General features: G+C 32.8%; 23 protein-coding genes and 5 tRNA genes. 18 read left to right on the forward strand and 10 right to left on the reverse strand.

Annotated features, from left to right (window positions below):
• Positions 1-24 precede the first annotated feature (24 nt).
• Genes B5X64_RS20115 through B5X64_RS20130 form a run of 4 tightly spaced genes read right to left on the reverse strand, consistent with a single transcriptional unit; the run spans position 25 to position 3,044 of the window.
• Positions 25-957 (reverse strand): N5-glutamine methyltransferase family protein, encoded by a 933-nt coding sequence (locus B5X64_RS20115; RefSeq protein WP_079466926.1) that lies wholly within the window; start codon positions 955-957, stop codon positions 25-27.
• A complete protein-coding gene (gene yaaA, locus B5X64_RS20120) occupies positions 957-1,715 on the reverse strand; it encodes a peroxide stress protein YaaA (protein ID WP_079466927.1) in 759 nt (252 codons plus the stop codon). The genes B5X64_RS20115 and yaaA overlap by 1 nt, the downstream gene beginning before the upstream one ends.
• Positions 1,712-2,419: a CPBP family intramembrane glutamic endopeptidase gene (locus B5X64_RS20125; RefSeq protein ID WP_079466928.1), complete on the reverse strand. Its 708-nt coding sequence runs from the start codon at positions 2,417-2,419 to the stop codon at positions 1,712-1,714. Before B5X64_RS20125 ends, yaaA begins: the two co-directional genes overlap by 4 nt.
• 13 nt (positions 2,420-2,432) lie before the next feature.
• Complete coding sequence (locus tag B5X64_RS20130; RefSeq protein ID WP_066679406.1) at positions 2,433-3,044, reverse strand: L-threonylcarbamoyladenylate synthase; 612 nt, start codon at positions 3,042-3,044, stop codon at positions 2,433-2,435.
• A gap of 100 nt (positions 3,045-3,144) precedes the next feature.
• On the opposite strand from B5X64_RS20130, the gene B5X64_RS20135 reads away from it, so the two are divergent.
• The 6 genes from B5X64_RS20135 (at position 3,145) to B5X64_RS20160 (ending at position 4,035) form a co-directional block, all read left to right on the forward strand.
• Positions 3,145-3,217 (forward strand) — tRNA-Met (locus B5X64_RS20135).
• 39 nt (positions 3,218-3,256) lie between these two features.
• A tRNA-Met gene (locus B5X64_RS20140) sits at positions 3,257-3,329 on the forward strand.
• A 39-nt stretch (positions 3,330-3,368) separates the two neighbouring features.
• Positions 3,369-3,441: transfer RNA gene (locus B5X64_RS20145), tRNA-Met, on the forward strand.
• Positions 3,442-3,480: 39 nt separating this feature from the next.
• Positions 3,481-3,553, forward strand: a tRNA-Met gene (locus tag B5X64_RS20150).
• A 39-nt stretch (positions 3,554-3,592) separates the two neighbouring features.
• Positions 3,593-3,668 (forward strand) — tRNA-Met (locus B5X64_RS20155).
• A gap of 130 nt (positions 3,669-3,798) precedes the next feature.
• A complete protein-coding gene (locus B5X64_RS20160; protein ID WP_079466929.1) occupies positions 3,799-4,035 on the forward strand; it encodes a hypothetical protein in 237 nt (78 codons plus the stop codon).
• 48 nt (positions 4,036-4,083) lie between these two features.
• Here the strand turns inward: B5X64_RS20160 and B5X64_RS20165 are convergent, their stop codons facing one another.
• Positions 4,084-4,656: a hypothetical protein gene (locus B5X64_RS20165; protein ID WP_079466930.1), complete on the reverse strand. Its 573-nt coding sequence runs from the start codon at positions 4,654-4,656 to the stop codon at positions 4,084-4,086.
• Between the two features lie 329 nt (positions 4,657-4,985).
• Between B5X64_RS20165 and B5X64_RS20170 the strand changes: the two genes are divergently transcribed.
• Genes B5X64_RS20170 through B5X64_RS20185 form a run of 4 tightly spaced genes read left to right on the forward strand, consistent with a single transcriptional unit; the run spans position 4,986 to position 8,920 of the window.
• Entirely contained in the window at positions 4,986-5,351 is a 366-nt protein-coding gene (locus tag B5X64_RS20170; RefSeq protein WP_066679295.1) for a BlaI/MecI/CopY family transcriptional regulator, read from the forward strand.
• Between the two features lies 1 nt (position 5,352).
• The gene (locus B5X64_RS20175; RefSeq protein WP_079466931.1) at positions 5,353-7,161 is read left to right on the forward strand and encodes a M56 family metallopeptidase; all 1,809 of its coding nucleotides are present in this window, start codon (positions 5,353-5,355) and stop codon (positions 7,159-7,161) included.
• Between the two features lie 30 nt (positions 7,162-7,191).
• A complete protein-coding gene (locus B5X64_RS20180; RefSeq protein WP_079466932.1) occupies positions 7,192-8,022 on the forward strand; it encodes a GLPGLI family protein in 831 nt (276 codons plus the stop codon).
• Position 8,023: 1 nt separating this feature from the next.
• Positions 8,024-8,920, forward strand: a complete 897-nt coding sequence (locus B5X64_RS20185; RefSeq protein ID WP_079466933.1) for a GLPGLI family protein — start codon at positions 8,024-8,026, stop codon at positions 8,918-8,920.
• Positions 8,921-9,133: 213 nt separating this feature from the next.
• Here the strand turns inward: B5X64_RS20185 and B5X64_RS20190 are convergent, their stop codons facing one another.
• From B5X64_RS20190 to B5X64_RS20205, 4 genes are all read right to left on the reverse strand, one after another.
• Entirely contained in the window at positions 9,134-10,990 is a 1,857-nt protein-coding gene (locus B5X64_RS20190; protein WP_079466934.1) for a M61 family metallopeptidase, read from the reverse strand.
• A 128-nt stretch (positions 10,991-11,118) separates the two neighbouring features.
• The gene (locus tag B5X64_RS20195; protein ID WP_079466935.1) at positions 11,119-12,747 is read right to left on the reverse strand and encodes a M1 family metallopeptidase; all 1,629 of its coding nucleotides are present in this window, start codon (positions 12,745-12,747) and stop codon (positions 11,119-11,121) included.
• 131 nt (positions 12,748-12,878) lie between these two features.
• Positions 12,879-13,709 (reverse strand): twin-arginine translocase subunit TatC, encoded by an 831-nt coding sequence (gene tatC, locus B5X64_RS20200; RefSeq protein ID WP_172459109.1) that lies wholly within the window; start codon positions 13,707-13,709, stop codon positions 12,879-12,881.
• A 94-nt stretch (positions 13,710-13,803) separates the two neighbouring features.
• A complete protein-coding gene (locus B5X64_RS20205; RefSeq protein ID WP_079466937.1) occupies positions 13,804-14,763 on the reverse strand; it encodes a KpsF/GutQ family sugar-phosphate isomerase in 960 nt (319 codons plus the stop codon).
• A 145-nt stretch (positions 14,764-14,908) separates the two neighbouring features.
• On the opposite strand from B5X64_RS20205, the gene recQ reads away from it, so the two are divergent.
• The 6 genes from recQ (at position 14,909) to lpdA (ending at position 21,306) form a co-directional block, all read left to right on the forward strand.
• Entirely contained in the window at positions 14,909-17,113 is a 2,205-nt protein-coding gene (gene recQ / locus B5X64_RS20210; RefSeq protein WP_079466938.1) for a DNA helicase RecQ, read from the forward strand.
• 17 nt (positions 17,114-17,130) lie between these two features.
• Positions 17,131-17,382: a hypothetical protein gene (locus tag B5X64_RS20215; protein WP_079466939.1), complete on the forward strand. Its 252-nt coding sequence runs from the start codon at positions 17,131-17,133 to the stop codon at positions 17,380-17,382.
• The gene (locus B5X64_RS20220; protein ID WP_079466940.1) at positions 17,367-17,639 is read left to right on the forward strand and encodes a hypothetical protein; all 273 of its coding nucleotides are present in this window, start codon (positions 17,367-17,369) and stop codon (positions 17,637-17,639) included. The genes B5X64_RS20215 and B5X64_RS20220 overlap by 16 nt, the downstream gene beginning before the upstream one ends.
• An 86-nt stretch (positions 17,640-17,725) precedes the next feature.
• Positions 17,726-18,808 carry a glycosyltransferase gene (locus tag B5X64_RS20225; RefSeq protein WP_079466941.1) on the forward strand — a complete coding sequence of 361 codons (1,083 nt, stop codon included), beginning with the start codon at positions 17,726-17,728 and terminating at the stop codon, positions 18,806-18,808.
• 521 nt (positions 18,809-19,329) lie between these two features.
• Positions 19,330-19,674, forward strand: a complete 345-nt coding sequence (locus B5X64_RS20235; protein WP_079466943.1) for a hypothetical protein — start codon at positions 19,330-19,332, stop codon at positions 19,672-19,674.
• A gap of 228 nt (positions 19,675-19,902) precedes the next feature.
• Complete coding sequence (gene lpdA / locus B5X64_RS20240) at positions 19,903-21,306, forward strand: dihydrolipoyl dehydrogenase (protein ID WP_079466944.1); 1,404 nt, start codon at positions 19,903-19,905, stop codon at positions 21,304-21,306.
• A gap of 106 nt (positions 21,307-21,412) precedes the next feature.
• Here the strand turns inward: lpdA and B5X64_RS20245 are convergent, their stop codons facing one another.
• On the reverse strand, positions 21,413-22,291 hold the full coding sequence (locus tag B5X64_RS20245; RefSeq protein WP_079466945.1) for a DNA adenine methylase: 879 nt from the start codon (positions 22,289-22,291) through the stop codon (positions 21,413-21,415).
• A gap of 82 nt (positions 22,292-22,373) precedes the next feature.
• On the opposite strand from B5X64_RS20245, the gene B5X64_RS20250 reads away from it, so the two are divergent.
• Positions 22,374-22,625, forward strand: a complete 252-nt coding sequence (locus B5X64_RS20250; protein ID WP_079466946.1) for a helix-turn-helix domain-containing protein — start codon at positions 22,374-22,376, stop codon at positions 22,623-22,625.
• Positions 22,612-23,466: a DUF7687 domain-containing protein gene (locus B5X64_RS20255; RefSeq protein WP_228419047.1), complete on the forward strand. Its 855-nt coding sequence runs from the start codon at positions 22,612-22,614 to the stop codon at positions 23,464-23,466. Before B5X64_RS20250 ends, B5X64_RS20255 begins: the two co-directional genes overlap by 14 nt.
• Positions 23,467-23,579 lie beyond the last annotated feature (113 nt).

Here is a 23,579-nt window from a genome sequence, read left to right on the forward strand (position 1 = left end):
CAGTCTGTATTTAAAATTTGCCCATTATTTTACCCCCAAAATAATACGGTCATTTCCACTCAAATCTTTGATGAGCTCACTATGAGAAAAATTGCTGTACAATTCTAATGTTTCTTTTCCCAGTTTCTGATTGATTTCTAAGAACAACAAACCGTTTTTATTCAAATATTTTTTAGAATCTTTAGCAATTTTTCGGTAGAAAATCAAAGCATCAGAAGTAGGAGAGAATAATGCCATTTTAGGCTCAAATCCTTTTACCGAATCAGCAATTTCATTATCTTCATCAATCCCGATATAAGGCGGATTTGAAATAATAACATCGAAATTTTGATTTAAATCTAAACTCAAATAATCAGCATAAATAAAATTGATTTCAAGCTGGTGAAAATCTGCATTTTTTTTCGCTGTTTCTAAAGCTTTTTCTGAAAAATCAATGGAAGTAATTTCAGCTTCGGGGAAATGTTTTTTTAAAACCAAAGGAATAATTCCGCTTCCGGTTCCAATGTCTAATATTTTGATGGGAGAGTTTGATAGTTGGAGCGTTTTAGGGTTTTTCTCTTCCGAAAAATAAAGGTTATTTACATCCAGAATCTCTGAACCCGCATCTCGCATCTCGCATCTCGCATCTTGTATCTTTTTTATCGCAAACTCAAGCAATTCTTCTGTTTCCGGACGTGGAATCAAAACATTTTCATCCACAAAAATCTTCATTCCATAAAATTCGGTTTCTCCTAAAATCTGTAAATAAGGTTTTCCGGTTTTTAATTCTGAAATAATTTGCTGAAATCTGTTGATGTTTTCATCAGATAATTCCAAATCTGAAGATTGTCTTTGCTGAAAGTTATTTAATTCTAAAATATGTTCAGTGAAAATTTGAAATATAAAGACACTTTCAGAATCTGTGTAAATTTCTGAAAGTGAATCTGAAAAATGCTTTTTAAGTTGTGATAGCGTCATTATCTTGTGAAAACGAGTTTGGTGTCAGTTGATTTTTCCTCATCAATTCTGTAGCCTTCATAGTTGAAAGCTTTCACATCATTCAATGTTTTTGCATTATTTTCTGCGCAGAATCTTACGACTAAACCTCTTGCATGTTTCGTGTAAACTACGATTGTTTTCATTTTTCCTTCTTTCATTTCGTAGAAATCAAAATCGATAACCTGGTGATTGAGTTTTTTTCTGTCAACCACTTTTATATACTCGTTGCTCGCCAAATTCAAGAGGATTTCGTTCTTCTTCATTTCAGAATTAAGTAATTCGGTCACTTTTTCTGTCCAGAATCCGTAAAGGTTTTTGTAATTTTCAAATTCAAATCGTCTTCCCATTTCAAGACGGTACAACATTACTTTATCTGAAGGTTTCAACAAACCATACAGACCGGAGAGTATTCTATAGCTTTTCTGAAGATAATCAATCGCATTTTTGTCTAATGTTTTCGCATCCAAACCACGATACACTTCGCCTGTAAAAGCAAACATTGCAGGAGCTGATTCTTTTGAGGTAGGTTTAGATTTCCATTTTTGATTTCTTTCCCAGTTTTCGTCTGCTAACTTTGCCGAAATTTCCATTAATTCGGAAAGATATTTTGGAGATTTATGTTTTAAATGAGATTGAATTAATTCTGCTTCTTCAATGAATTTTGGGGTAGAACTTCTCAATAAATCTGTTGAGTTTTCTATGTTCATTAATTTTGCAGGAGAAGTTATGATTTTCATAAGTTAAGTAAAGATAAATGTTTAGAATCAATAAAATTCATTATCATCATCGAGATAAAGTCTATCAGGAAATGGCAGATAATAAGAATTTTAATGTTTGAATATTTTTTATAAAATAAAGCAAATACGATCCCAATAAAAAATGGGACAACAACCTGACCGATTGTTCCGTAAGTGCTGTGTAAAATTCCGAATAAAAGGGCAGAAACAATCACTCCCAAGTTCGGACTGTTGTATATTTTTTCAATTCTTGGCTGAATGTAAGCCCGCATCAATAATTCTTCGATAACTCCAGCGGTAAGACAGGTGAAAATAATGAGAAAATAATTGTTGTTAAATAAGATTTTAAATTCTAAAAGTCTTTTGCTTGTTTTTTCTTCGGTTAAGAAAATAATAATTGCATTGAGAAAAGCTCCGCCAAATACACAAATAAAGTATAAAGCGATTACAGCACCCAAATAAAATAAAGGTGAATATTTCTTTTCTTCCCAAACAAAGAATGATCTGTTTTCAATAAAAAAATTATAGACTAAAACTAATATTAAAATCAACCATAGAGAAAGTCTGTCGTAAAAAAAAAGATCAGCAGTTAAGGTCTTATAATTCAAAAATGAATTAATTGTCGGGATTGAAAACAACATTGAAGCGGCAAGCAATACGAAAGTAAGGATTATGCCTAAAGAATATCTTCCGTTAAGACTCATTTTACAACTCGTTCTAAATTTCTCCTTTTCCCTGACGGATTATTTCCGGCTCGCCCGATGTAAGATCTACAATGGTTGAGGCAATATTGTCTCCATAACCTGAATCGATTACAATATCAACCAGATGGTCGTATTTTTCAGCAATCAGTTCCGGATCTGTAGAGTATTCAAGGATTTCGTCATCATCTCTAATGGAAGTTGATGCAATAGGATGTCCTAATTTTTCAACAATCAATTGCGGAATGGAATGATCAGGTACACGAATACCAATCGTTTTATGACCCTTATATGCTAAAGGTAAACTTTTATTCGCCTCTAGAATAAATGTGAACGGACCAGGAAGATGACTTTTAAGAAACCTGAAAACAGAGGTGTCAATAGGTCTTGTAAAGTCTGATAAATGGCTTAAATCATTACAGATAATCGAGAATTTTGATTTCTCCAGTTTCTGTTTTTTTATTTGTGCCAGTTTTTCCATGGCTTTGATATCAAAAATATTGCAACCTAAAGCATAAATTGTATCAGACGGATAAATAATCAGTCCGCCGTTATTCAAAGTTTTAATAACCTCATTGATAAGGTTTTCCTGAGGATTGTCCGGGTAGATTTTCAAAATTTTTGCCATAAACAAATGTACGAATATTTAAATAAATTTTATGAAAATGCTTTATTTAAAAGGATTGCTTGTGTTTTTGAAATATATTCGTATATTTGCAATCCAATATCGCGGGGTAGAGCAGTAGGTAGCTCGTCGGGCTCATAACCCGGAGGTCGCACGTTCGAGTCGTGTCCCCGCTACTAAGAAAAGTGTTTTTGGTAAACACTATAAAGATATATCGCGGGATGGAGCAGTAGGTAGCTCGTCGGGCTCATAACCCGAAGGTCATCGGTTCGAGTCCGGTTCCCGCTACTAAGTATAACGTTTTCGGTAAACGTTTTAAAAATATACCGCGGGGTAGAGCAGTAGGTAGCTCGTCGGGCTCATAACCCGGAGGTCGCACGTTCGAGTCGTGTCCCCGCTACTAAGAAAAGTGTTTTCGGTAAACACTATAAAGATATATCGCGGGATGGAGCAGTAGGTAGCTCGTCGGGCTCATAACCCGAAGGTCATCGGTTCGAGTCCGGTTCCCGCTACTAAGTATAACGTTTTCGTTAAACGTTTTAAAAATATACCGCGGGGTAGAGCAGTAGGTAGCTCGTCGGGCTCATAACCCGGAGGTCGCACGTTCGAGTCGTGTCCCCGCTACCAACAGGAGAATCAGAAATGGTTCTCCTTTTTTTGTGCTTAAAATCCAAAAAATTATCATTCTTAAAAAGGATTAATTTTAAAAATGATAATGGTTTATTAATTGCTTATCGTAACCATAAAATAAATAAATATGGCAAGTATAAATTTTAGCAAACAGGACTTTGTAAAAGACGGTGACCGATACAAATTAGGATTCAAAAAAAATGATATTGGTGAAGGTGTAGATTTAATCGTTGAAAGAAAAGAAGAGAATGGAACATATACTTTGATCCAAGCCGAAATCAACAGAGCAAACGATAATGTTTTTGTTGTATGGAGCGAGCCTTTTGACGGAAGAGTAGTAACTGATGAATACAAACAATTATAAAAAAAATCCCGCTTCAATGAAACGGGATTTTTTATATTTAAGTAGCTATTATTTAACTAAAGTATCGAAAGGAGCCAATTTAAAATCTTCAGATTTTACCTGCTCAAAGTAAGATGCTTTTGTCATACCTTTTAATTTTCCTGCTGCTTTTGAAGCTGCTGTAAAGTCTGTATCGATTTTAGTAGCAATTTCTGTAGGCTTGAAATCTTTTTTTACAGCATCATCTTCTACTCCTAAATATCCGTTTTTCTTTGTGATATAATTGATGAAGTTATCGTAATTACCTAATGTATTTCTAAAATACAAAGTGTGGTAATTCATACATTTTGTTGCTTTTTTAGACGATTTATTAACAATGCAACTCGCCATATTTCCTCTGTAAAGATCAAATTCTAATGCAACGGCATCATATTCTTTTTTAAGAGCGGTTGTACCATTAGTAAGAATGGAATTATCATTTTGCGATTCGCTTATCTTTTTCAAATGTTCCAAAACTAAAGGAACGGTTCTTTCAATTTTTGATTTTGCTTCTGCAACCGATCCGAAAACTGAAGATGTTTGTGCTGATGTTACATTAAATATCAACAACATTAAAACAGAAAATAGAGTATATCTTTTCATTAGAAATTTTTAAAGCACTAAAATAAATATATTTTCTCATTCTTTGCATATTCATTTTAATTTTATTTAATAAAAATTAACAAGTTTTAAGAATTTACACCCATATTTAGCTTTTCTCTGTTGATTAATAATTGAATATTTCTAGTAAATAAAAAATTAACATATTTTAATGTTTTTTATATAATTGATATTCAGGTGGTTATTTAATTTTTATTTTTATCACTAAAAAAATAGTTGTTCGAATTAAAAATATTTCTACATTTGTATAACTAATTTATTAGTGATATGATTTTTTTAGTAATTTTATCACAACAATTAAAATTCAGTTTATGATCATTCAGACTTTAACAAAAGCAGAAGAACAGGTAATGCAGTTTTTATGGAAACTTGAAAAAGGTTTTCTTAAAGATGTTTTGGATCTTTATCCCGAACCCAAACCGCATACCAATACCGTTTCTACGATTCTGAAAGTTTTAAAAGATAAAGAGTTTGTAGATTATAATGTGTACGGAAGACAGCATGAATATTTTCCTTTGGTAACAAAAGAGCAGTATTCGGGGAAAACGATGAAAAGTTTAGTGAAAAATTATTTTAAAGGCTCTTACAAAAGTGCCGTTTCTTTTTTGGTTGAAAAAAACGAAATGACCGTTGAAGACCTTGAAATGTTATTAAGCGAACTTAAAAATAAAGACTAATATGGAAGCTCTCCTTTTTTATTTCGGAAAAGTGATTATCTGTTCGGGTGTAATGTTTTTATATTATCAGTTGTCTTTAAAAGATAAGACCTTTCATCATTACAACAGATTTTATCTTTTGTCGGCAATGTTAATCTCAATTTTGCTGCCTCTTATTAAAGTGGAAGATTTTACGATTGAAGTTAATGAGAATCTTTTTTTGTTGATTAATAAATTACAGAATTTAAATACAACTAATAATATAGATCATGTCTACATTTATTTTAGAATTATTCTTTCTGGTTTGGGATTGGTTTCTCTCTATTTTTTAGGGAAGTTCATGTATGGGATTTTCAGAATCCAACAACTCAAAAGCCAGTTTGAAAAAGAAAGTTTTGAAGGGGTAAATTTTTACCAGACCAATCTTTCTGAAGCACCATTTTCGTATTTCAAAAATCTTTTCTGGAAAAACTCTATTGTGATCAATTCAGAAGTCGGAAAACAGATCTTAAAGCACGAAATGGTTCATATTGAACAAAAACACTCTATAGACAAGATATTTATAGAGATCCTTACTTCTGTTTTTTGGTTCAATCCGTTCTTTTATATTATCAAAAAAGAAATCAATTTAATACACGAATATCTGGCTGATAAAAAAGCCGTAAAACAATCGGACACAAAAGCATTTGCGCAGATGCTTTTAGCAAGCCACTTTTCCGGAAAAACTTTGCCTGCGACCAGTCCGTTTCTAAGTTCAAACCTTAAAAAACGACTCAAAATGTTACAAAAACCTCAAACAAAATTCGGGTATGTGCGCAGAATATTTGCCTTACCGGTTTTATTCACCGTTGCATTTGCATACATGGTTAATGCAAAAAACAAAGAAATAAAAGAAGTAAACAACGAAATTGAAAAAGCTGTTGCTGAAATTAAACAGGATACTGTAAGACCACAGAAGATAGAAAAACCACAAGAAATTGTTACTCCAAAAGCATCATTTAAAGTTGATGCACATCAGACGAAAATTGCAGAACTCGGTAAAAAAATTGAAGAGAAATCAAAAGTTTTGAAAACTCTTAACCCTGAAAGCGAAGATTTCGAGAAAAATATAACAGAAATTGGTAAACTGTCTGAAGAAATTGGGAAAATTTCAAGTGTACAAAACTATAATCATGCTGAAGCTCGTCAAAAAATGAGAGATCAGTTGAAGGCCTCAGGAGAATATTTTAAATCTGATGATTTTAAGAACGCGGCCAGAGAATATGTTAAACTAAATTTTGATTTTCCTGAAGTTCCATTACCTCCTGCTTCACCAGCGACTCCAAATTTCCCAAAAGTAAGGATGTATTCTTATAATGTTCCCAATATTGATTATAAAAATCTTCCGGGCCTCAGCAAAAAAGAAATAAGAAAACTTGAAAAATTAGCTAAAGAAAAGGCAGAACTTGCAGCAAAACAAGCAGAAGTTGCCAGACAGCAGGCAGAAATTGTAAGAGAGCAGACAAAAAATATGGTAGGAAAGCCGTGGGTGGTTGCAGTGAATGCTCATGCACCGAAAGTAAGTTACTCAGCAAGCTCTTCTTATACAGATTTTTCAAAGCCTTCTAATAGTAAATTTCTTTCTACAGAAGGAACTTTCAAAACAAATGTGAAAGATATGATTAAGACTAATTCTGGGGGAGATATAAAATATTTCATTGATGGAAATGTAAGTTCGAATGAAGAAATGCAAAGTCTTGATCCAAAGAATATAGAATCTATTAATATCAACAAAACGAAAATTTCCGGTAAAGACGCGGGGGAAATTCATATCAAAACAAGACAAAAATAATTTTTAATTATTCACAAAATAAGTTTTAGAATGAAAAAATTAATAACCGTTTTCAGTTTATTGCTCATCGGGATTTTTGCCAATGCTCAAAACAAACGTTTTACTTACGAATACCGTTTTATACCAGATTCTACCAATACAGGCGATATAAAAACGGAGATGATGAATCTTGATGTTGCTGATTCGGGATCCAAGTTTTACAGCTATACTGCTTACCATTCCGATTCTATTATGAGGGTTGATTTGGAAAAACAATTGGCTTCAACAGGGATGATGAATGTTAAGACTGATGGACGAAAGGGCTCCATAAGATATTCGATTTCCAAAAAATATCCGAAGTATGAAGTTTATTTGCACAACAGGATTTTGAGAGATCAGTACAAGGTTTCTGATGACCGAAAAATAGATTGGAAAATAAGCTCCGAAAAGCAAAAAATAGGAGAATGGAATACCCAGAAAGCGGAAACTGAATTTGGAGGAAGAAAATGGGCGGCTTGGTTCACTTCAGATATTCCGATTCAGGATGGGCCGTACAAATTTCATGGTCTTCCCGGTTTAATTGTAAAGCTGGAAGACCTTAGTAAATCTCATGTTTTTAATCTGCAGGCTGTAAAAAATATTACAGAAATACCAAAAGATGTTTTTGGAGAAAAAGAAGTTTTAATCAATCAAAAACAATATGACAAATTGGTTAAAGAATATAAGAATGATCCTACGAAAGGTTTAAAACAGATGCAGATGGGCGGTGTTACGATGATTATGAAAGAAGGTACCGGAAATCAAATGAAAGACCAGGAAGAACGCTTGAAAGCAAATATAAAAAAAGATAACAACAGAATAGAACTTAATAAAACAAAGTAGAATGAAAAAAATATCTTTAGCACTTTTATTAATTATAGGATTCTCCAGTTTTGCTCAAAACCGTTTTTTCTACGATTATAAATTTATTCCCGATTCTACAGATAAAGCAAACGTTTTGAAAGAAATAATGCTTTTGGATATTGATAAAAGCGGATCAAAATATTACGGTCAGGAAAAGTTTGTAGCAGATTCTACTTCACAGGCAGATTTGGAGAGACAATTAAAATTGAGTCCCAACAGCATTAGTATCAGTAGAAACGATAAACCGGGAATGATTTCTTACAAGGTTACCAAACAATATCCTGATTTTAAAACTCATCTTTTCACAAAGATCTCCAGCGACAATTATAAAATTGAGGAAGATAAAAAACCTGAATGGAAAATTCTTCCCGAGAAGCAGAAAATTGGTGAATACAATGCTCAAAAAGCGACGACGAAATATGGCGGAAGAGAATGGACGGCTTGGTTTTCTACAGATCTACCTTTTCAGGACGGACCTTATAAATTCTACGGACTTCCCGGTTTGATTGTGAAAATTGAAGATAAAACAGGTTCACATTCCCTGACTTTAGTTGGAAATAAAACGATTCAAACTACTACAGAAAAAGAGATGAATCTTCCGCAAGGAGTTCAGCTTTATGGAATGGGAGGGAAGGATATTGAGATTAATAAAGCTCAGTTTAAAAAAGCATGGAAAGCATACAAAAGTGATCCCACGAAAAATATGCGAGAAATGATGTCCAAAAATTCTGATACCAATAAGATCGTTTTTAAAACAAAAACAGCCGATGGAAGAGAGATTTCAGATCCTAATCAGGTTTTCAGAGAAATGGAGAAAAAAGCAAAAGAAGGTTTTAAAAAGAATAATAATCCTATTGAGCCGGAATTGTATAATTAGTTGTTAGGTTTTGGTTGTTAGTTTTTAGTTTAAAATTCAATCTATTAAAAATAAAAACTATTCAATCTTTTTAGGAACTCTAAAAATCTTATTTATAAAAAACAAGCGAGGAAATTTTTCCCCGCTTGTTTTTATTTTAAATTCTTTGAATAATATAATTTTTGATTTTTACATAGGATGTCAAACCATCAACTATCAACAACCTAGATTAGCTTATTTCTTTCCAGTCAACCATTGATCCTGAAGTTTCTGTTCTGCAGGCGTAGGATTGGCTTTAAATTGTAATGTTTCCATTGTTATTTTATCTAAAACAGCTTTTCCTTTCAAATCAATTTTGTCCATTTTATCGCCGTTTTTACGAAGAACGGTTACGGTAACATTTTGACCTTCTTTGATCGATTGTGCATAGCTGATAAATTCCTGTGCATTTTGAATATTGATGGTTTTTCCGTCTAAAGCAAAAACTTGATCAGTAATTTTAAATCCGATACTTTTTGAGAATGGAGATAATGCAGAATGATCATCAAAAGCAAAAGCATTATTCTTCTCATCGTATCCGGTTTGTGCAGGATCTTTGATAAACCAAAACATTGGCGGAGTTTCCTGCTTCTTGATTTCAACACCCACTTGAGCTAAATAATCTGCATACGGAGTCGGCTGGCTTCCTGCAATATATTTATTGTAAAAATCTTTTACCTGCGGATATCCTGTAATGGTTACCAATTCATCAATCAGTTTATCATCTTTAAATGGCTTGTTCTCACCAAATCTCTGAGATAATTTTCTGATCATATCGCGATAACCCATTTCTCCGTTTGATAATTTTCTCAGTTCAATATCAAGACACATCGTCAAAAGCGTTCCCTTTTCGTAAACGTTTCTGTACTGGTCTTTGTACTGATCCTGAAGAATATTTTTACTCATTACCGTAAAAGGCATGGTGTCATCATAGCTTTTAGAATTTTTGATCTTGTCGCCGATTCTCTGTAAAAACTGATCTTTGGTAATTAAACCTTCCTGAATCTGGAATAAATTGGCAAAATATTCGGTTCCGCCTTCATACATCCAAAGATGTTGAGACATTTTCGGATCTGCATAATCAAAATAATGAATTTCTTCAGAATGCGTCTTCAGAGGATTCACGGTGTGGAAAAATTCATGAGAAACTACGTCAACAATAGATTCATCAATCGCTTCTTTAGGCATCATTTCGTGAAGGACAACACTTGTAGACTCGTGATGTTCCAAAGCCCCGAAACCTTTAATTTGCGGACCTTCAGTTCCTGCAAGATAAAGCATGATGGCGTATTTCTTATTGGTATTCATATCACCTAAAAATTTCTTTTGCGCAACGACCATTTTTTCTAAATTTTCTTTGAAATCTGCAGCTTTATATTTTCCTGTCGGAGAATAAACACCCAAAACAAGATCCATTCCGCCTGCATTGAATGTAATGTAATCAGGTTTTGAATACATTAAAGGAGAATCGGTCAGTTTAGCGTAATTTGCTAATGTAAAAGTATCTGTTGCTTCAGATTTATCCTGATCTACCAAAGCGGTCGTTCCGTAAAAATCATTAGGTTTCTGAATCACCAATTGATACGGAACATCCTGCATATTGTCAATATAACCTACAAAACCGTGTGTATTAATCAAATAAACTTTCCCCTGTTCGATGTCTGTTCCGGAAGGTGAGAATACGGCTTTATGTTTATCCGTATCATTTTCTTCATCGAAACTATCGTTTACTAAATATGTAATTTTACTTAAAGCTTTTGCATTTTTCAGAGAATAGGTATTGTCATTCACTTTGGTAAAAGCGATTTCTTTTCCTTTGTTGTCTAAAAATTTTATCCCTTCAATAAATCTTCCGTAATCATCCACAGAATAAGTTCCGGGAACTGTTTTTGGAAAGTGAAATTTCACGTCATTCGATTTCATTTTCGGAAATTCCATCGTAACGGCTATTTTATCGTCTTTTACGTTTACCAAATCAATATTGGTCTTGATTGACTGCGCTTGAACGAAAGCCACCGCAAGAATTCCTAAACTGAGTGCTATTTTTTTCATTAGGTTTATTTTATTGATAAGTAGTTGATTTTAAATTGAGTTTGTTACAGAGAAATTTATAATTTTTTGCTAAACTTTAGTTAAAAAAAAGCAAAACCATACTTATGATTTTGCTTTTAAAAATTTCATTAAGTCTGTTTATACTTAATATAATAATTCTTGCTAAACTCTACCGGATCTGAATTTTTAAGCTTCAAAGTTTGCCAAGATTCATTTGGCGAAATAGTATACTCTCCGAATCTTATCGGAAGATTTAGGTTTTTTACACCTTTTACAAAACGGTATTTCAATTCTGTTCCTTTTTGAGTATATTCTAAAACAGGAACATCAGTTGTCCGTAAATATTGGTTGAAAATTGTTGTAAAATTGAAACCGGCTTTCTCTGAAATATATTTTTCAACTTGTTCGGTTGTGACAGTTTGATGGTAAAAATCTTTATTTAAACCTCTTAAAATCTGTCTGAATTTTGCATCGTCATTAATAATCTGTCTCATCGTATGAACCATACTTGCGCCTTTCGCGTACATATCACCACTGCCTTCATTTCGCACTCCGTATTTTCCTATAATAGGAACGTCATTTTCAATATTATTCTGAATTCCCTGCGCATAAATATCCGCAGATTTTTTATCCATATAATTTTCGGTGAAAAGAACTTCAGAATAATTGGTAAAAGCTTCATGAATCCACATATCGGCTTGATCTTTTGCGGTAATATTATTGGCGAACCATTCGTGTCCGCTTTCGTGAATAATGATAAAATCCCAGTTTAAACCAACTCCGGTTCCTGAAAGATCTCTGCCTAAATATCCGTTTTGGTACCCATTTCCGTAAGCGATATTGCTCTGATGCTCCATTCCCAAATGAGGGGAATCTACCAATTTGTAAGAATCTTCATAAAAAGGATAAGGGCCAAACCAATATTCAAATGCTTTTAGCATTGGTTTTACCTGTTGAAACTGCTTTTTTGCTTTATCTAAATTATAATCGATTACCCAATAATCAAGATCCAGTTTTCCTTTTTCTCCGGTGTAAGAATCTTTAAAATTCACATATTTTCCAATATTCGGAATAATAGAATAGGGATTGATCGGGTTTTTAACTTCCCAGGTGAAAATATTTTTATTGCTTTCGGTTTTTTTGTTAATTAATCTTCCATTTCCTACTCCAACTAAATCTTTGGGAGTAATAATTTTCATAATGATTCCGTTATCAGGTTCATCACTCCAAATATCTTTTGTAGGAAGCCAGACTGAAGCACCAATTCCTTCATCAGCAACGCTCATCCATGGATTTCCTTTCTCATCTTTTGTAAAAATCCAGCCTCCGTCCCAAGGTGCTCTTTTGGCAATCGTCGGGTTTCCGGAATAGCCAATGTCTATGGTATATTTTTCTCCCTTTTTAAAATTTTTATGCGATGAAATAAATATAAAATCACCTTCTCTTTTAAATGGTTTAGGAGTAGGAAAACTGCATTGTACCACATCAACTTTCATCGGTTGTTGCAGATCGATTTGAAAAACAGGATTTGAAATATCTTTGGTAATCTCAAAACTTATTTTATTATTTCCGACAATACTTTTTTGCTGAAAATCGGGTTCTACAGAAAGTTCATACTTTTTTACATCCCAGAAATTTCTGAATTCGGTATTAGAACCTTTTAAGGTATCTTGTTTTGTAAACGTTTTACCCTTTTCGAAAAAATGACCGAAAGCTAATCCGGAAACCAATAAAAGTGGGTATGAAAACTTCTTCATCTGATTTTTAATTTTGATTAAATCAAAATTAAAGAATATTATTAAGAATGCTTGTATTTTGATATGTATTCTGAAAACAAGCGGCGCGAAAATCGAAGATTTTCGCGCCGCTACTATTTATATTAATTTTTTTAAGATTTTTGAACCGTTTTTAAACCGGCATCACGTTTTTGTACCTTTTTATAAGTGTAACCACACATCACAATACTGAATTCATAAAGTAATAAAAGTGGCAATGCAGCCATAATCATACTCAAAACATCGGCAGGAGTAATAATTGCGGCAACTACCATAATTAAAACAATAGCGTGTCTTCTGTACGTTTTCATAAACTTAGGATTCAGAATTCCGATATTGGTCAAGAAATAAATTAAAACCGGAAATAAAAAGACAACGCCCATTCCTAAAACAACCTGTAAGAATAGAGTAGTGTAATCACTAAGGTCATATAATGGAATAATAATATCTGAAATTTTAAAAATAACTCCGAAATTAACCGCAAAAGGTAAAATAAGGAAATATCCACATAAAACTCCGGTCATAAATAAAATCCAAACCGAATTGATGATGAAGATCGAATTTTTTCTTTCATTAGGATGCAAAGCAGGACTAATAAATCTCCATAATTCCCAAACGATATAAGGAAAAGCTGCAACCAGTCCACCAAAAATAGAAACAGCCATCATTACATTAAACTGTTGATACAATCTCTGAACTCGCACCGGAAATTCATCTGGCAAAGTAATACTGTCTTCTCCTAAAACCCATTGTGAAAATTCATTCACCAATTTAAACGTAGGAAAATCATTTCGTGTAGGACCAAAAAAGATATGATCCATAATCCAGTTGATATTAAAACCGACAACCACTGCCGCTATAACAATAGCAAGAATAGAGCGGATCAAATGCCCTCTTAATTCTCCAATATGCCCGAAAAAGGACATGTCTTTATCTTCGCTCACAGATATTTTTTTAAGTTTCAAATGTATGAAAAGTTATTAGAGTTCTGCAGACCAAGCATAATAAACTCGTATCTGAAAACTTATAACTTTAAAACTAATTAATTCCCTCGTCTAATAAGGTATGCAGATCAATAATTCCGAAATATTGCCCGTTTTCAGTTACAATTAATTGCCCGATATTGTTGTCTTTTAAAATCTTCATGGCTTCTTTTGCCAAAACATCTTTCTCGATTGTTTTAGGATTTGCAGACATAATATCTTTTGCCAAAACTTTAGAAATATCATCACCTTTCAACAACATTCTTCGCAAATCTCCGTCGGTAACAACTCCGATGATTTTATCATTATCTGTAACAACGGTTATTCCATGACTAGATGCGCTGATCGAAATAATAACATCTCTTATTGAAGAATCCTCCGAAACCTGAGGTTTTTGTGAAGAAAGAAACTGTTCAACTCTTGCCGTTAAGTTTTTACCTAAACTTCCACCTGGATGAAATTTTGCGAAATCATTTTCTTTAAAATCATTCATTTCCATAAGGCATACTGCCAAAGCATCTCCTAAAGCCATTTGATTGGTTGTAGAGCTTGTTGGCGCTAGTTTATTCGGGCACGCTTCCAAATCTACATGGGTATCTAAAATAACATCAGAAAATTCTGCAAGTTTACTTTTTCTGTTTCCTGTCATTCCGATGAGAGCAGAAGAGTAATCTTTTAAATAAGAAACAAGGTTGGTGATTTCAGGTGAATTTCCAGAATTGGAAATGCATAAAACCACATCTTGTTTTTGAATAACCCCTAAATCTCCGTGAATTGCTTCTGAAGCATGTAAAAATTGAGACGGAGTTCCCGTAGAATTTAACGTTGCAACAATCTTATTACCAACATGAGCCGATTTTCCGATGCCTACCACGATTAGTTTTCCGGTAGCAGAATGGATTAATTCTACTGCTTTTACAAATTCGTCACCAATTCTTTCTTTTAATTTTTCCAGTTCGGAAATTTCTATAGTCAATGTGCTTTTTGCAATTGAAATAATATTGTCTCTTTTCATTTTTATAACGAAATTAGTAGGTAGATTACCATGGTTTCAATTTATACATAATATAAATTTGGTTACTAAAAAATTCTATTACTTTTATTTTAAGTAAAAATTTTATAACTTTGGATTGGATGCAAATTTAGCAATACAAAATTAGATGAGCGCAAAAAAAGCCAATTTATCAGGCGAATTAAAAAAATACTTCGGATTTTCTACCTTTAAAGGACAACAGGAAGAGATCATTAATAATCTCTTAAATGGAAAAGATATTTTCGTCCTTATGCCTACAGGAGGCGGTAAATCACTGTGTTATCAGCTTCCGGCCCTTATTTCTGAGGGGACGGCAATTGTTGTTTCACCGCTTATTGCTCTTATGAAAAACCAGGTGGATGCAGTAAACGGACTTTCATCAGAAACGGGGATTGCCCACGTTCTTAATTCTTCTCTTAACAAAACTCAGACCAAACAGGTCTTTGATGATATAAAAAGTGGTAAAACAAAGCTTCTTTATGTAGCTCCGGAATCATTAATTAAAGAAGATTATCTGGAATTTTTGAAAGATATTAAAATATCATTCTTTGCAATTGATGAAGCGCACTGTATTTCAGAATGGGGCCATGATTTCCGACCAGAATACAGAAATTTAAAGCAGATCATTGATAGAATTGCAGATGTTCCTGTCATTGCATTGACCGCAACGGCGACTCCAAAGGTGCAAGATGATATTCAGAAAACTTTAGGAATGACTAATGCTTTGGTATTTAAAGAGAGTTTTAACAGAGCTAATTTATTTTACGAAGTCACTCCAAAGGTGAATATCGATAAAGAAATTGTAAAATTTATCAATAAGAATAAAGGTAAATCGGGAATTGTTTACTGTTTAAGCCGAAGAAAAGTGGAAGAATTTGCACAGCTTCTTCAGGTAAACGGTATCAATGCACTTCCTTATCATGCCGGTCTCGACCAGAAAGTGAGAGTTGCGAATCAGGATAAGTTTTTGATGGAAGAAGCAGATGTAATTGTGGCAACGATTGCATTCGGAATGGGAATCGATAAACCGGATGTACGTTTTGTGATTCATTACGACTTTCCAAAATCTTTAGAAAGTTATTATCAGGAAACGGGTCGTGCGGGTCGTGATGGAGGAGAAGGCTATTGTCTTGCTTTCTACGATCCTAAAGACATCGAAAAATTAGAGAAATTCTTAGCTCAAAAACCTGTTTCTGAAAGAGAAATCGGTTTGCAACTTTTAAATGAAGTAGTAGGCTATGCTGAAACCTCGATGAGCCGAAGACAGTATATTTTATATTATTTTGGTGAAACTTTTGATCCTATAAATGGGGCAGGAGCCAAAATGTGTGACAATGCATCAAACCCTCCAAAATTGAAAGATGCCTCGAATGATTTAAAAAGAACATTAGAGTTAATTAACGAAACGCAGGAAAAATTTAAGTCAAAAGATTTAATTTCTGTTATTGTTGGAAAAGAAACGGCAGTTACGAAGGCTTATAAATTAGAGCAAAGTTCATTTTTTGGGTTTGGAAAATCTGAAAAAGATAACTATTGGAAAACAATTTTAAGACAGGCAACGGTTCAGAATTTTTTACAGAAAGATATCGAAACTTATGGTGTTTTAAAATTTACTGAAAAGGGTAAAAAAGCTTTAACTGACAACTTTGAAGAACCTTTTTTAATTGCTGAAGACCGCGAATTTGATCTTTCACAAACCAAAGCAGAAAGCGATCAGGTACAATTGCAATCAAGCGGAGGTTTAGACCAAAATTTATTTGGGCTTTTAAAAGAGCTTAGAAAAAAAGTGGCCAAAAAACATGGAATTCCGCCTTATACGGTTTTTATGGATCCTAGTTTGGAAGATATGACGGTACAATATCCTATTACTGTAGAAGAAATTGCTAAAGTGTATGGTGTTGGAGAAGGGAAATCTAAAAAATACGGAAAAGAATTTGCAGATTATATTGCTAAATATGTTGAAGACAACAACATAGAACGTACTCAGGATATGGTGTTGAAAAATGTGGCTAATAAATCGAGCCATAAAGTTTTCATCATTCAGAGCACTGATAAGAAAATTGATCTTGAAGATATAGCAAGAGCCAAAAATCTTTCGATGAATGATTTGTTGAAAGAAATGGAACGTATTGTTTATCAGGGTACAAAATTAAATATAGATTACTATATCGAAGATAATTTTGATGAAGATGTAGTAGATGATTTTATGGAATTTATGAACGAATCTGAAAGCGACAGCATGAAAGTTTTGCTTGATGAATTCGGAGATGAGCTTTCTGATGAAGAAGTAAGAATGCTGAGAATAAAATTCATCAGCGACGTTGCCAATTAATTTTTGATAAAATTAAAATGGAAAATCCAATATTAGAAGCAAAAAAAGAACTCATTCAGTGGATAAAAGAAATGGATGAGCTTGATGATATTGCAGAATTACTTGAGATTAAGAATAGAAAAACTTCAGTTCATCACGTTGCAGAATCTCAAGCTGAATATGCTGTGAAAGATGATTTTGATGAACGATTTGCAAAAGGAATAACTGGTGAAGAGTTGATGAGAAAAGTTTATGCACATATTGAATCTTTACCTTGGAAAGAGAAATAATTTTTTCTAATGATGTTAAGGTATTCCTTACAGATTTAGTAGATATTTTATATTCAAAAAACTATTTTGGTTTTGAAGAAGATGCTAAATCTTATGTACAGGAAATTGTTTTCTATATAATGAATTTTGATTTTCAGGTTAATATTTATGAGACTCCTGAGAATTTTAAAAAGTTCGGAAGTAAATTTTTAGGTATAAAGCAAACAACAATACGTCTTGGTATATATTTTTCGATCAGAAAGAGCATAGATTTTTAATAAATTATATTACAAATAATCATTCTCAGGATTTTTCAGACCTATTGTGAAACCAAATTCCTTTGAAATACTTAAAAAATCTTAGGATGAATAAGAAAATTTCTGTCATGTTTATTCTGCCGGATCTTGAAACCGGAGGTGCAGAAAGAATCGTTACCACCATAGCAAATCATCTTTCCAGAGATCGTTTTGAGCCTATGATTTTGCTTTTACGGAAAGAAGGTGGTTACTTAAATTTTCTAAAAAAAGATGTAGAAATTATTGACATCGATACCGAAAGAATCAGACATTCTTTAAAGCCTATTCTTTCACAAATTTACCGCAGAAAACCCGATATTGTTTTTTCGGGATTTGGAGAAGTAAATGCATATTTGTCTGTATTTATCAAGCTTTTTCCGAAAATTAAATTTATTGCAAGAGAAACCAATGTCGTTTCAGAGCATGTAACGAGAAAAGAAATAAAATTTTTCTATCATTTTTACAACAATTATCAGCAGATTATTGCGCAAAGCGACGATATGATGAATGATTTGGTGAATAATTTCAATATTAAAAGAAATAAAATCACAAAAATCAATAATCCTGTAGATTTTGAGTTTATCAATGAAAAGCTTCTTGTTTCTACAAAACCCGAAAGTTTTAAATATAATTATAAAAATGTAGTTGCCATCGGTAATCTGTCTGCGCGAAAAGGATTTGATAACCTGTTAAAAGTTTTTTCAAGACTTAAAAATGAGAATATTATTCTTCATATTTTAGGAGATGGCAGAGATCGGGAGATTCTTCATCAGATGAAGGATTTTTTAGGTATAAAGAAAGTTATTTTTCATGGAAGACAGGAAAACCCGTATCAGTTTCTGAAGTTTGCTGATCTGTTTATTCTTTCTTCACGTTATGAAGGCTTTCCGAATGTTTTGTTGGAAGCCGGAGCTTGTGGAACATATTCTTTGGCGAATAATTGCAGAGGCGGAATCAACGAAATTATTCAACATAACACCAACGGCGAAATTGCAGATATTGAAAACCACGAAGATTTTTCACAAAAAATTATGCAGATTTTACACGGAAGTTATGATGCTGATTCTATCAAGAACTCTATAAAATCAAGATTTTCTAAGGAGATTATATTGGATCGATACGAGAAATTACTTTTGGATATTTTAAAATAATAAATTGAAAATCAGTTTAAAAATATTTACGTTCTATATTTTTTCTATAGGATTTTTTTTACTGAAATTTCCTTGGCTGGTTTATGTTGTAGAATGCAGCTGTAAAGGCGATATTTTCCCAAAATACTATGCTTTTCCATTAATATATAAAAGTGATTCTTTAGCTAGTTCGATGGCGGAGATTTTTTATATTTCAGGCGTACTATTAAATGGTTTAATTATTACATTTTTTATTTTAATTATTGATTTTTATTTCCTTAAATTTTTAAGAAATCGAAAATTCCTTTTAAAAATATACTCATCTTTAAAGATTCTTTTGCTTTTATTTTCTCTTTACAGTTATTACATTTCATATACATTTCTAAATGATGATAGAATTGAATGGAAAAGTGATTTTAAAGAACACGTGAAAACTTACAAAGCAGAGTGTAAAGGTTATTTTAAAGAAATATTAATAAATTAAATCTCCCGTATTTCCTTAAATTTGCAGTTCAATTTTATTTAAAATCAATATTTCATTCATGAAAAAACTTCCGAAACTGGGTTGTGCTTGCGAAAAACACGACTTAAGTGAATCTGAATATAGAACTTCAATAGTTGGTACAGATTTTACCAATGATAAAAATGCAGAAGTGAGTATCATTCAATGCAGACTCTGTCAAAGAATTTGGCTTAAATATACTATTGAATTCAAAACCGCACCAGAATTAAGCAGATGGTTCAAGGGAATTATAGCTAAAAAGGAAGTTGCAGAAATGAAACCTGAAAATGCAATAGAATATCTGGAAAATCTCCAATGGTACATTGGCGGTGGAAACTTTTTTGGAAATAAAGAAGTTTTTGGACAAGGGAAATTGAATTTGTAAATTAGGCTAGATGTCAGATGCTTGAAAAATATTCTCAATCATTTAAACATCCATCATCCAGCTTCAAATTTCCTGCTTGAAAAAATATTCTCAATCGATTAAGCTTCCATCATCTAACATCCATCATCCCGCAACAAAAAACTTGACAAAACTCACTTGGGTGCGTGATAATTAATCATTAAATTTGTAAGAATTAATTAATCAGATAATAATAAATAAAAATATAAAATGAGTCAATTCGATGTTACCGTAATCGGTTCTGGTCCTGGAGGTTATGTGGCTGCTATTCGCGCTGCACAATTAGGTTTCAAAACAGCAATTATCGAAAAATATTCAACTTTAGGCGGAACTTGTCTTAACGTTGGATGTATTCCTTCAAAAGCGCTTCTTGACAGCTCTGAGCATTTCGAAAACGCAAAGCACAATTTTGAAAACCACGGAATTATCATTAACGAGCCAAAAGCAGATATCGCAAGAATGATTGCGAGAAAAAACGAAGTAGTAGAGCAAACTACAAAAGGAATCAACTTCTTGATGGACAAAAACAAAATCACTGTTTTTGAAGGTCTTGGAAGCTTTGAATCTGCTACTCAGATTAAAGTGACTAAAAACGACGGTTCTTCAGAGACCATCGAATCTAAATATACGATCATTGCAACAGGTTCTAAACCTTCATCTTTACCTTTCATCACTTTAGATAAAGAGAGAGTGATCACTTCTACAGAAGCTTTAAATTTAAAAGAAATTCCTAAGCATTTAGTAGTGATCGGTGGTGGTGTAATCGGTCTAGAATTAGGTTCAGTTTACCTCAGGTTAGGAGCTCAGGTTACTGTGGTTGAGTTTATGGACAAAATTATTCCTACAATGGATGGAGCTTTAAGCAAAGAATTGACTAAAGTTCTTAAAAAACAAGGAATGAAATTCATGCTTTCTACAGCAGTTTCTGCAGTTGAAAGAAATGGAGATTCTGTAAAAGTTACGGCTAAAGATAAAAAAGGAGAAGAAGTAACCGTTGAAGGAGATTACTGTTTGGTTTCTGTAGGTAGAAAACCTTACACAGAAGGTCTTGGTCTTGAAAAAGCAGGTGTTGAGCTTGACGAAAGAGGAAGAGTGAAAACAAACGATCATTTACAAACTAATGTTGCAAACATTTATGCAATCGGAGATGTAATTAAAGGGGCAATGTTGGCTCACAAAGCTGAAGAAGAAGGAGTTTTCGTTGCTGAAACTTTGGCAGGACAAAAACCTCATATCAACTATAACTTGATTCCTGGAGTAGTATACACTTGGCCTGAAGTTGCCGGAGTTGGTAAAACTGAAGAGCAATTGAAGGAAGAAGGTGTTGCTTACAAAATCGGAACTTTCCCAATGAGAGCATTAGGAAGAAGCCGTGCAAGTGGTGATATCGACGGTTTGGTGAAAATTATCGCTGACGAAAAAACAGATGAGGTTCTTGGTTTCCACATGATTGGAGCGAGAGCTGCCGATTTGGTTGCGGAAGGGGTAATTGCAATGGAATTCCGTGCAAGTGCAGAAGACATCGCAAGAAGTTCTCACGCTCACCCAACGTATGCAGAAGCTATTAAAGAAGCTGCTTTGGATGCGACAGGAAAGAGAGCATTGCATATGTAATGATTTGATTAAAAATTTAATCACTTAAATATTAAGACTGCCATCAATTTGATGGCAGTCTTTTTGTTTGTTAAAAGATTGTTTATAAATTAGTTATGTGAATTTTTTAAAGAGAATACGTCAATAAAAGACGATCTTTAACATCTTCATTTTCCAAAGTCTGTCCTTCCATTTGAAATCTTCTTAACATTGAACTTCCTAACGAAATTAAAATTTCTTGTTCAAACAAATTTTCAGGAATAGGTAAATCACAAAGATAATTTCCCGACTTTTTAGAACCATCTATACTTAATGCTACAAAAACTCCTTTTGATTTAGCTTCACTAATACATTCTAACAAATCCGTCAACTTAAAATCGTGAGCACCATAAAGAATACTTTGACTGTGAGAATATGGAGGATCACAATAAATTAAATCCCCTTCTTTGGCATTAGAGAATATTTCTTTATAGTCACTAGCTACAAAATCAACATTCTTCATTCTGTGATTCCATTCTTTAACTCTTTTTCTAAATGTCTCAACAGGAATTGGATTATGAACTCCACACGGTGTGCTCATATACCCATCAGATTTCCTAAATCTAACAATTCCACCATAGCAAGTCCTTGTTAAAAATAAAAAATCTGCACCATTATTATTCTTATTAAAAGTTTCTAAAACAGAATCATAAACTTCCTTTTTTGATTCATCTCCAATCCTTTCAACCCGTTCTTTATACCATTCAACCAAAAGATTTGGATCATTTTTTAGAGTATTCCATATTTCAATTAAAGGTTTATAAATATCAGATCCTACTCCACTTGAAGGACTTAATGTCGCCATAATTGCACCACTTCCCAAAAAAGGTTCATAAAAAGTATTATAATTAGCAGGAAAGTATTTACTAATCTGACCTGCAAATTTTTGTTTATTTCCAACCCATTTTAATAATTGGCTTTTAGGCGGTACATATGTTGCAAACTTACTATCTAGGGTCAACTGCATAATCTAATTTTTTACAAACATACAATTTTTTGTGTCAATATCCCATTTTGGCATATCCTTTTTTAGAATATAAGTTTGTACTATGAAAAAGAGTATTTATAGCAAAGAATATAAAATTCTATTGGAAACACTTTACAGTCTAAGAGTTGGAAGTAATTTACTTCAAAATGATTTGGCTGATAAATTAAACGTGCCTCAATCTTTCATTAGCAAAATTGAAAATGGGGAAAGAAGAATTGATCTTATAGAATTAAAAAATATTGTAGAAGCTATGGATACTTCACTAGGGGAATTTATATTAAAATTTGAAAAAAACTTAAATGAAACCAAATAATATCTTCAAAAATCAATCATTAGAATTTTGGGCAAATATCAAATTATTAAATCAACGACTTGGATACACGGTTAAAATAAGGAAAAACAATCCGAATGGAGGTTTTGTAATTCCAACTGCTCAACAAATTAAAACTGTATTTGTGAGTGAAGCACTAAATTTTAGTAAAATCGTAAATCAAGACGATTCTTTCACAGAATTTGGTCAGTTAATAATTGATTATATGATTTTCAGAGGAGATTTACTCACAAATATTGTTCAGCCTAACCTAATGAATAAAGACTCTGCCAAAGAAACATTTTATAACCTAAAAAACCAATTAAATCCTCAAATTCCATTACCATTTAACAAACAAAAAGACGAAAAAAAGGATTATTCGTATTTAACTGGATTAGTAAATATTTTAATTAATGAGAATAAAGGAAATTCTAATTGTGATTTTGATCCAAAAGAATTAACTGCATTTACAGAAAATGGCTTTCCTATTAGAACATTATCCCGCAGAGTTGATGGAGCTTTTCCAAGTGTAATTAATCCTATTGCAATTTGGGAAATCAAAGAATATTATTATACAACAACTTTTGGTAGTCGTGTTGCTGATGGTGTATATGAAACACAACTTGATGGTTGGGAGTTATGGGAAGCTAGAGAAAATGTTGGCAAGGACGCTTTACATTATTTAATAGTTGATGACCATTTTACTTGGTGGGTTAAAGGAAGATCATACTTATGCAGACTTATTGATTCAATGCATATGGGATTAGTTGATGAAGTAATTTTTGGTAAAGAAGTACTGACAAGAATTCCTGAACTTGTAAAAGAATGGAAATTAAGACAATAAAAACGAACGCACAACAAAGGTAACCGTTGCACAACTCTTTAGTTTTTCCGTTATTCCAAAAAATAAGATAAAAAGCAACCTCTTTTAAAGCGATTTAAAAGAGGTTGCTTTTT

Origin of the sequence: Chryseobacterium balustinum, from assembly GCF_900168205.1 — a bacterium.
GTDB lineage: Bacteria > Bacteroidota > Bacteroidia > Flavobacteriales > Weeksellaceae > Chryseobacterium > Chryseobacterium balustinum.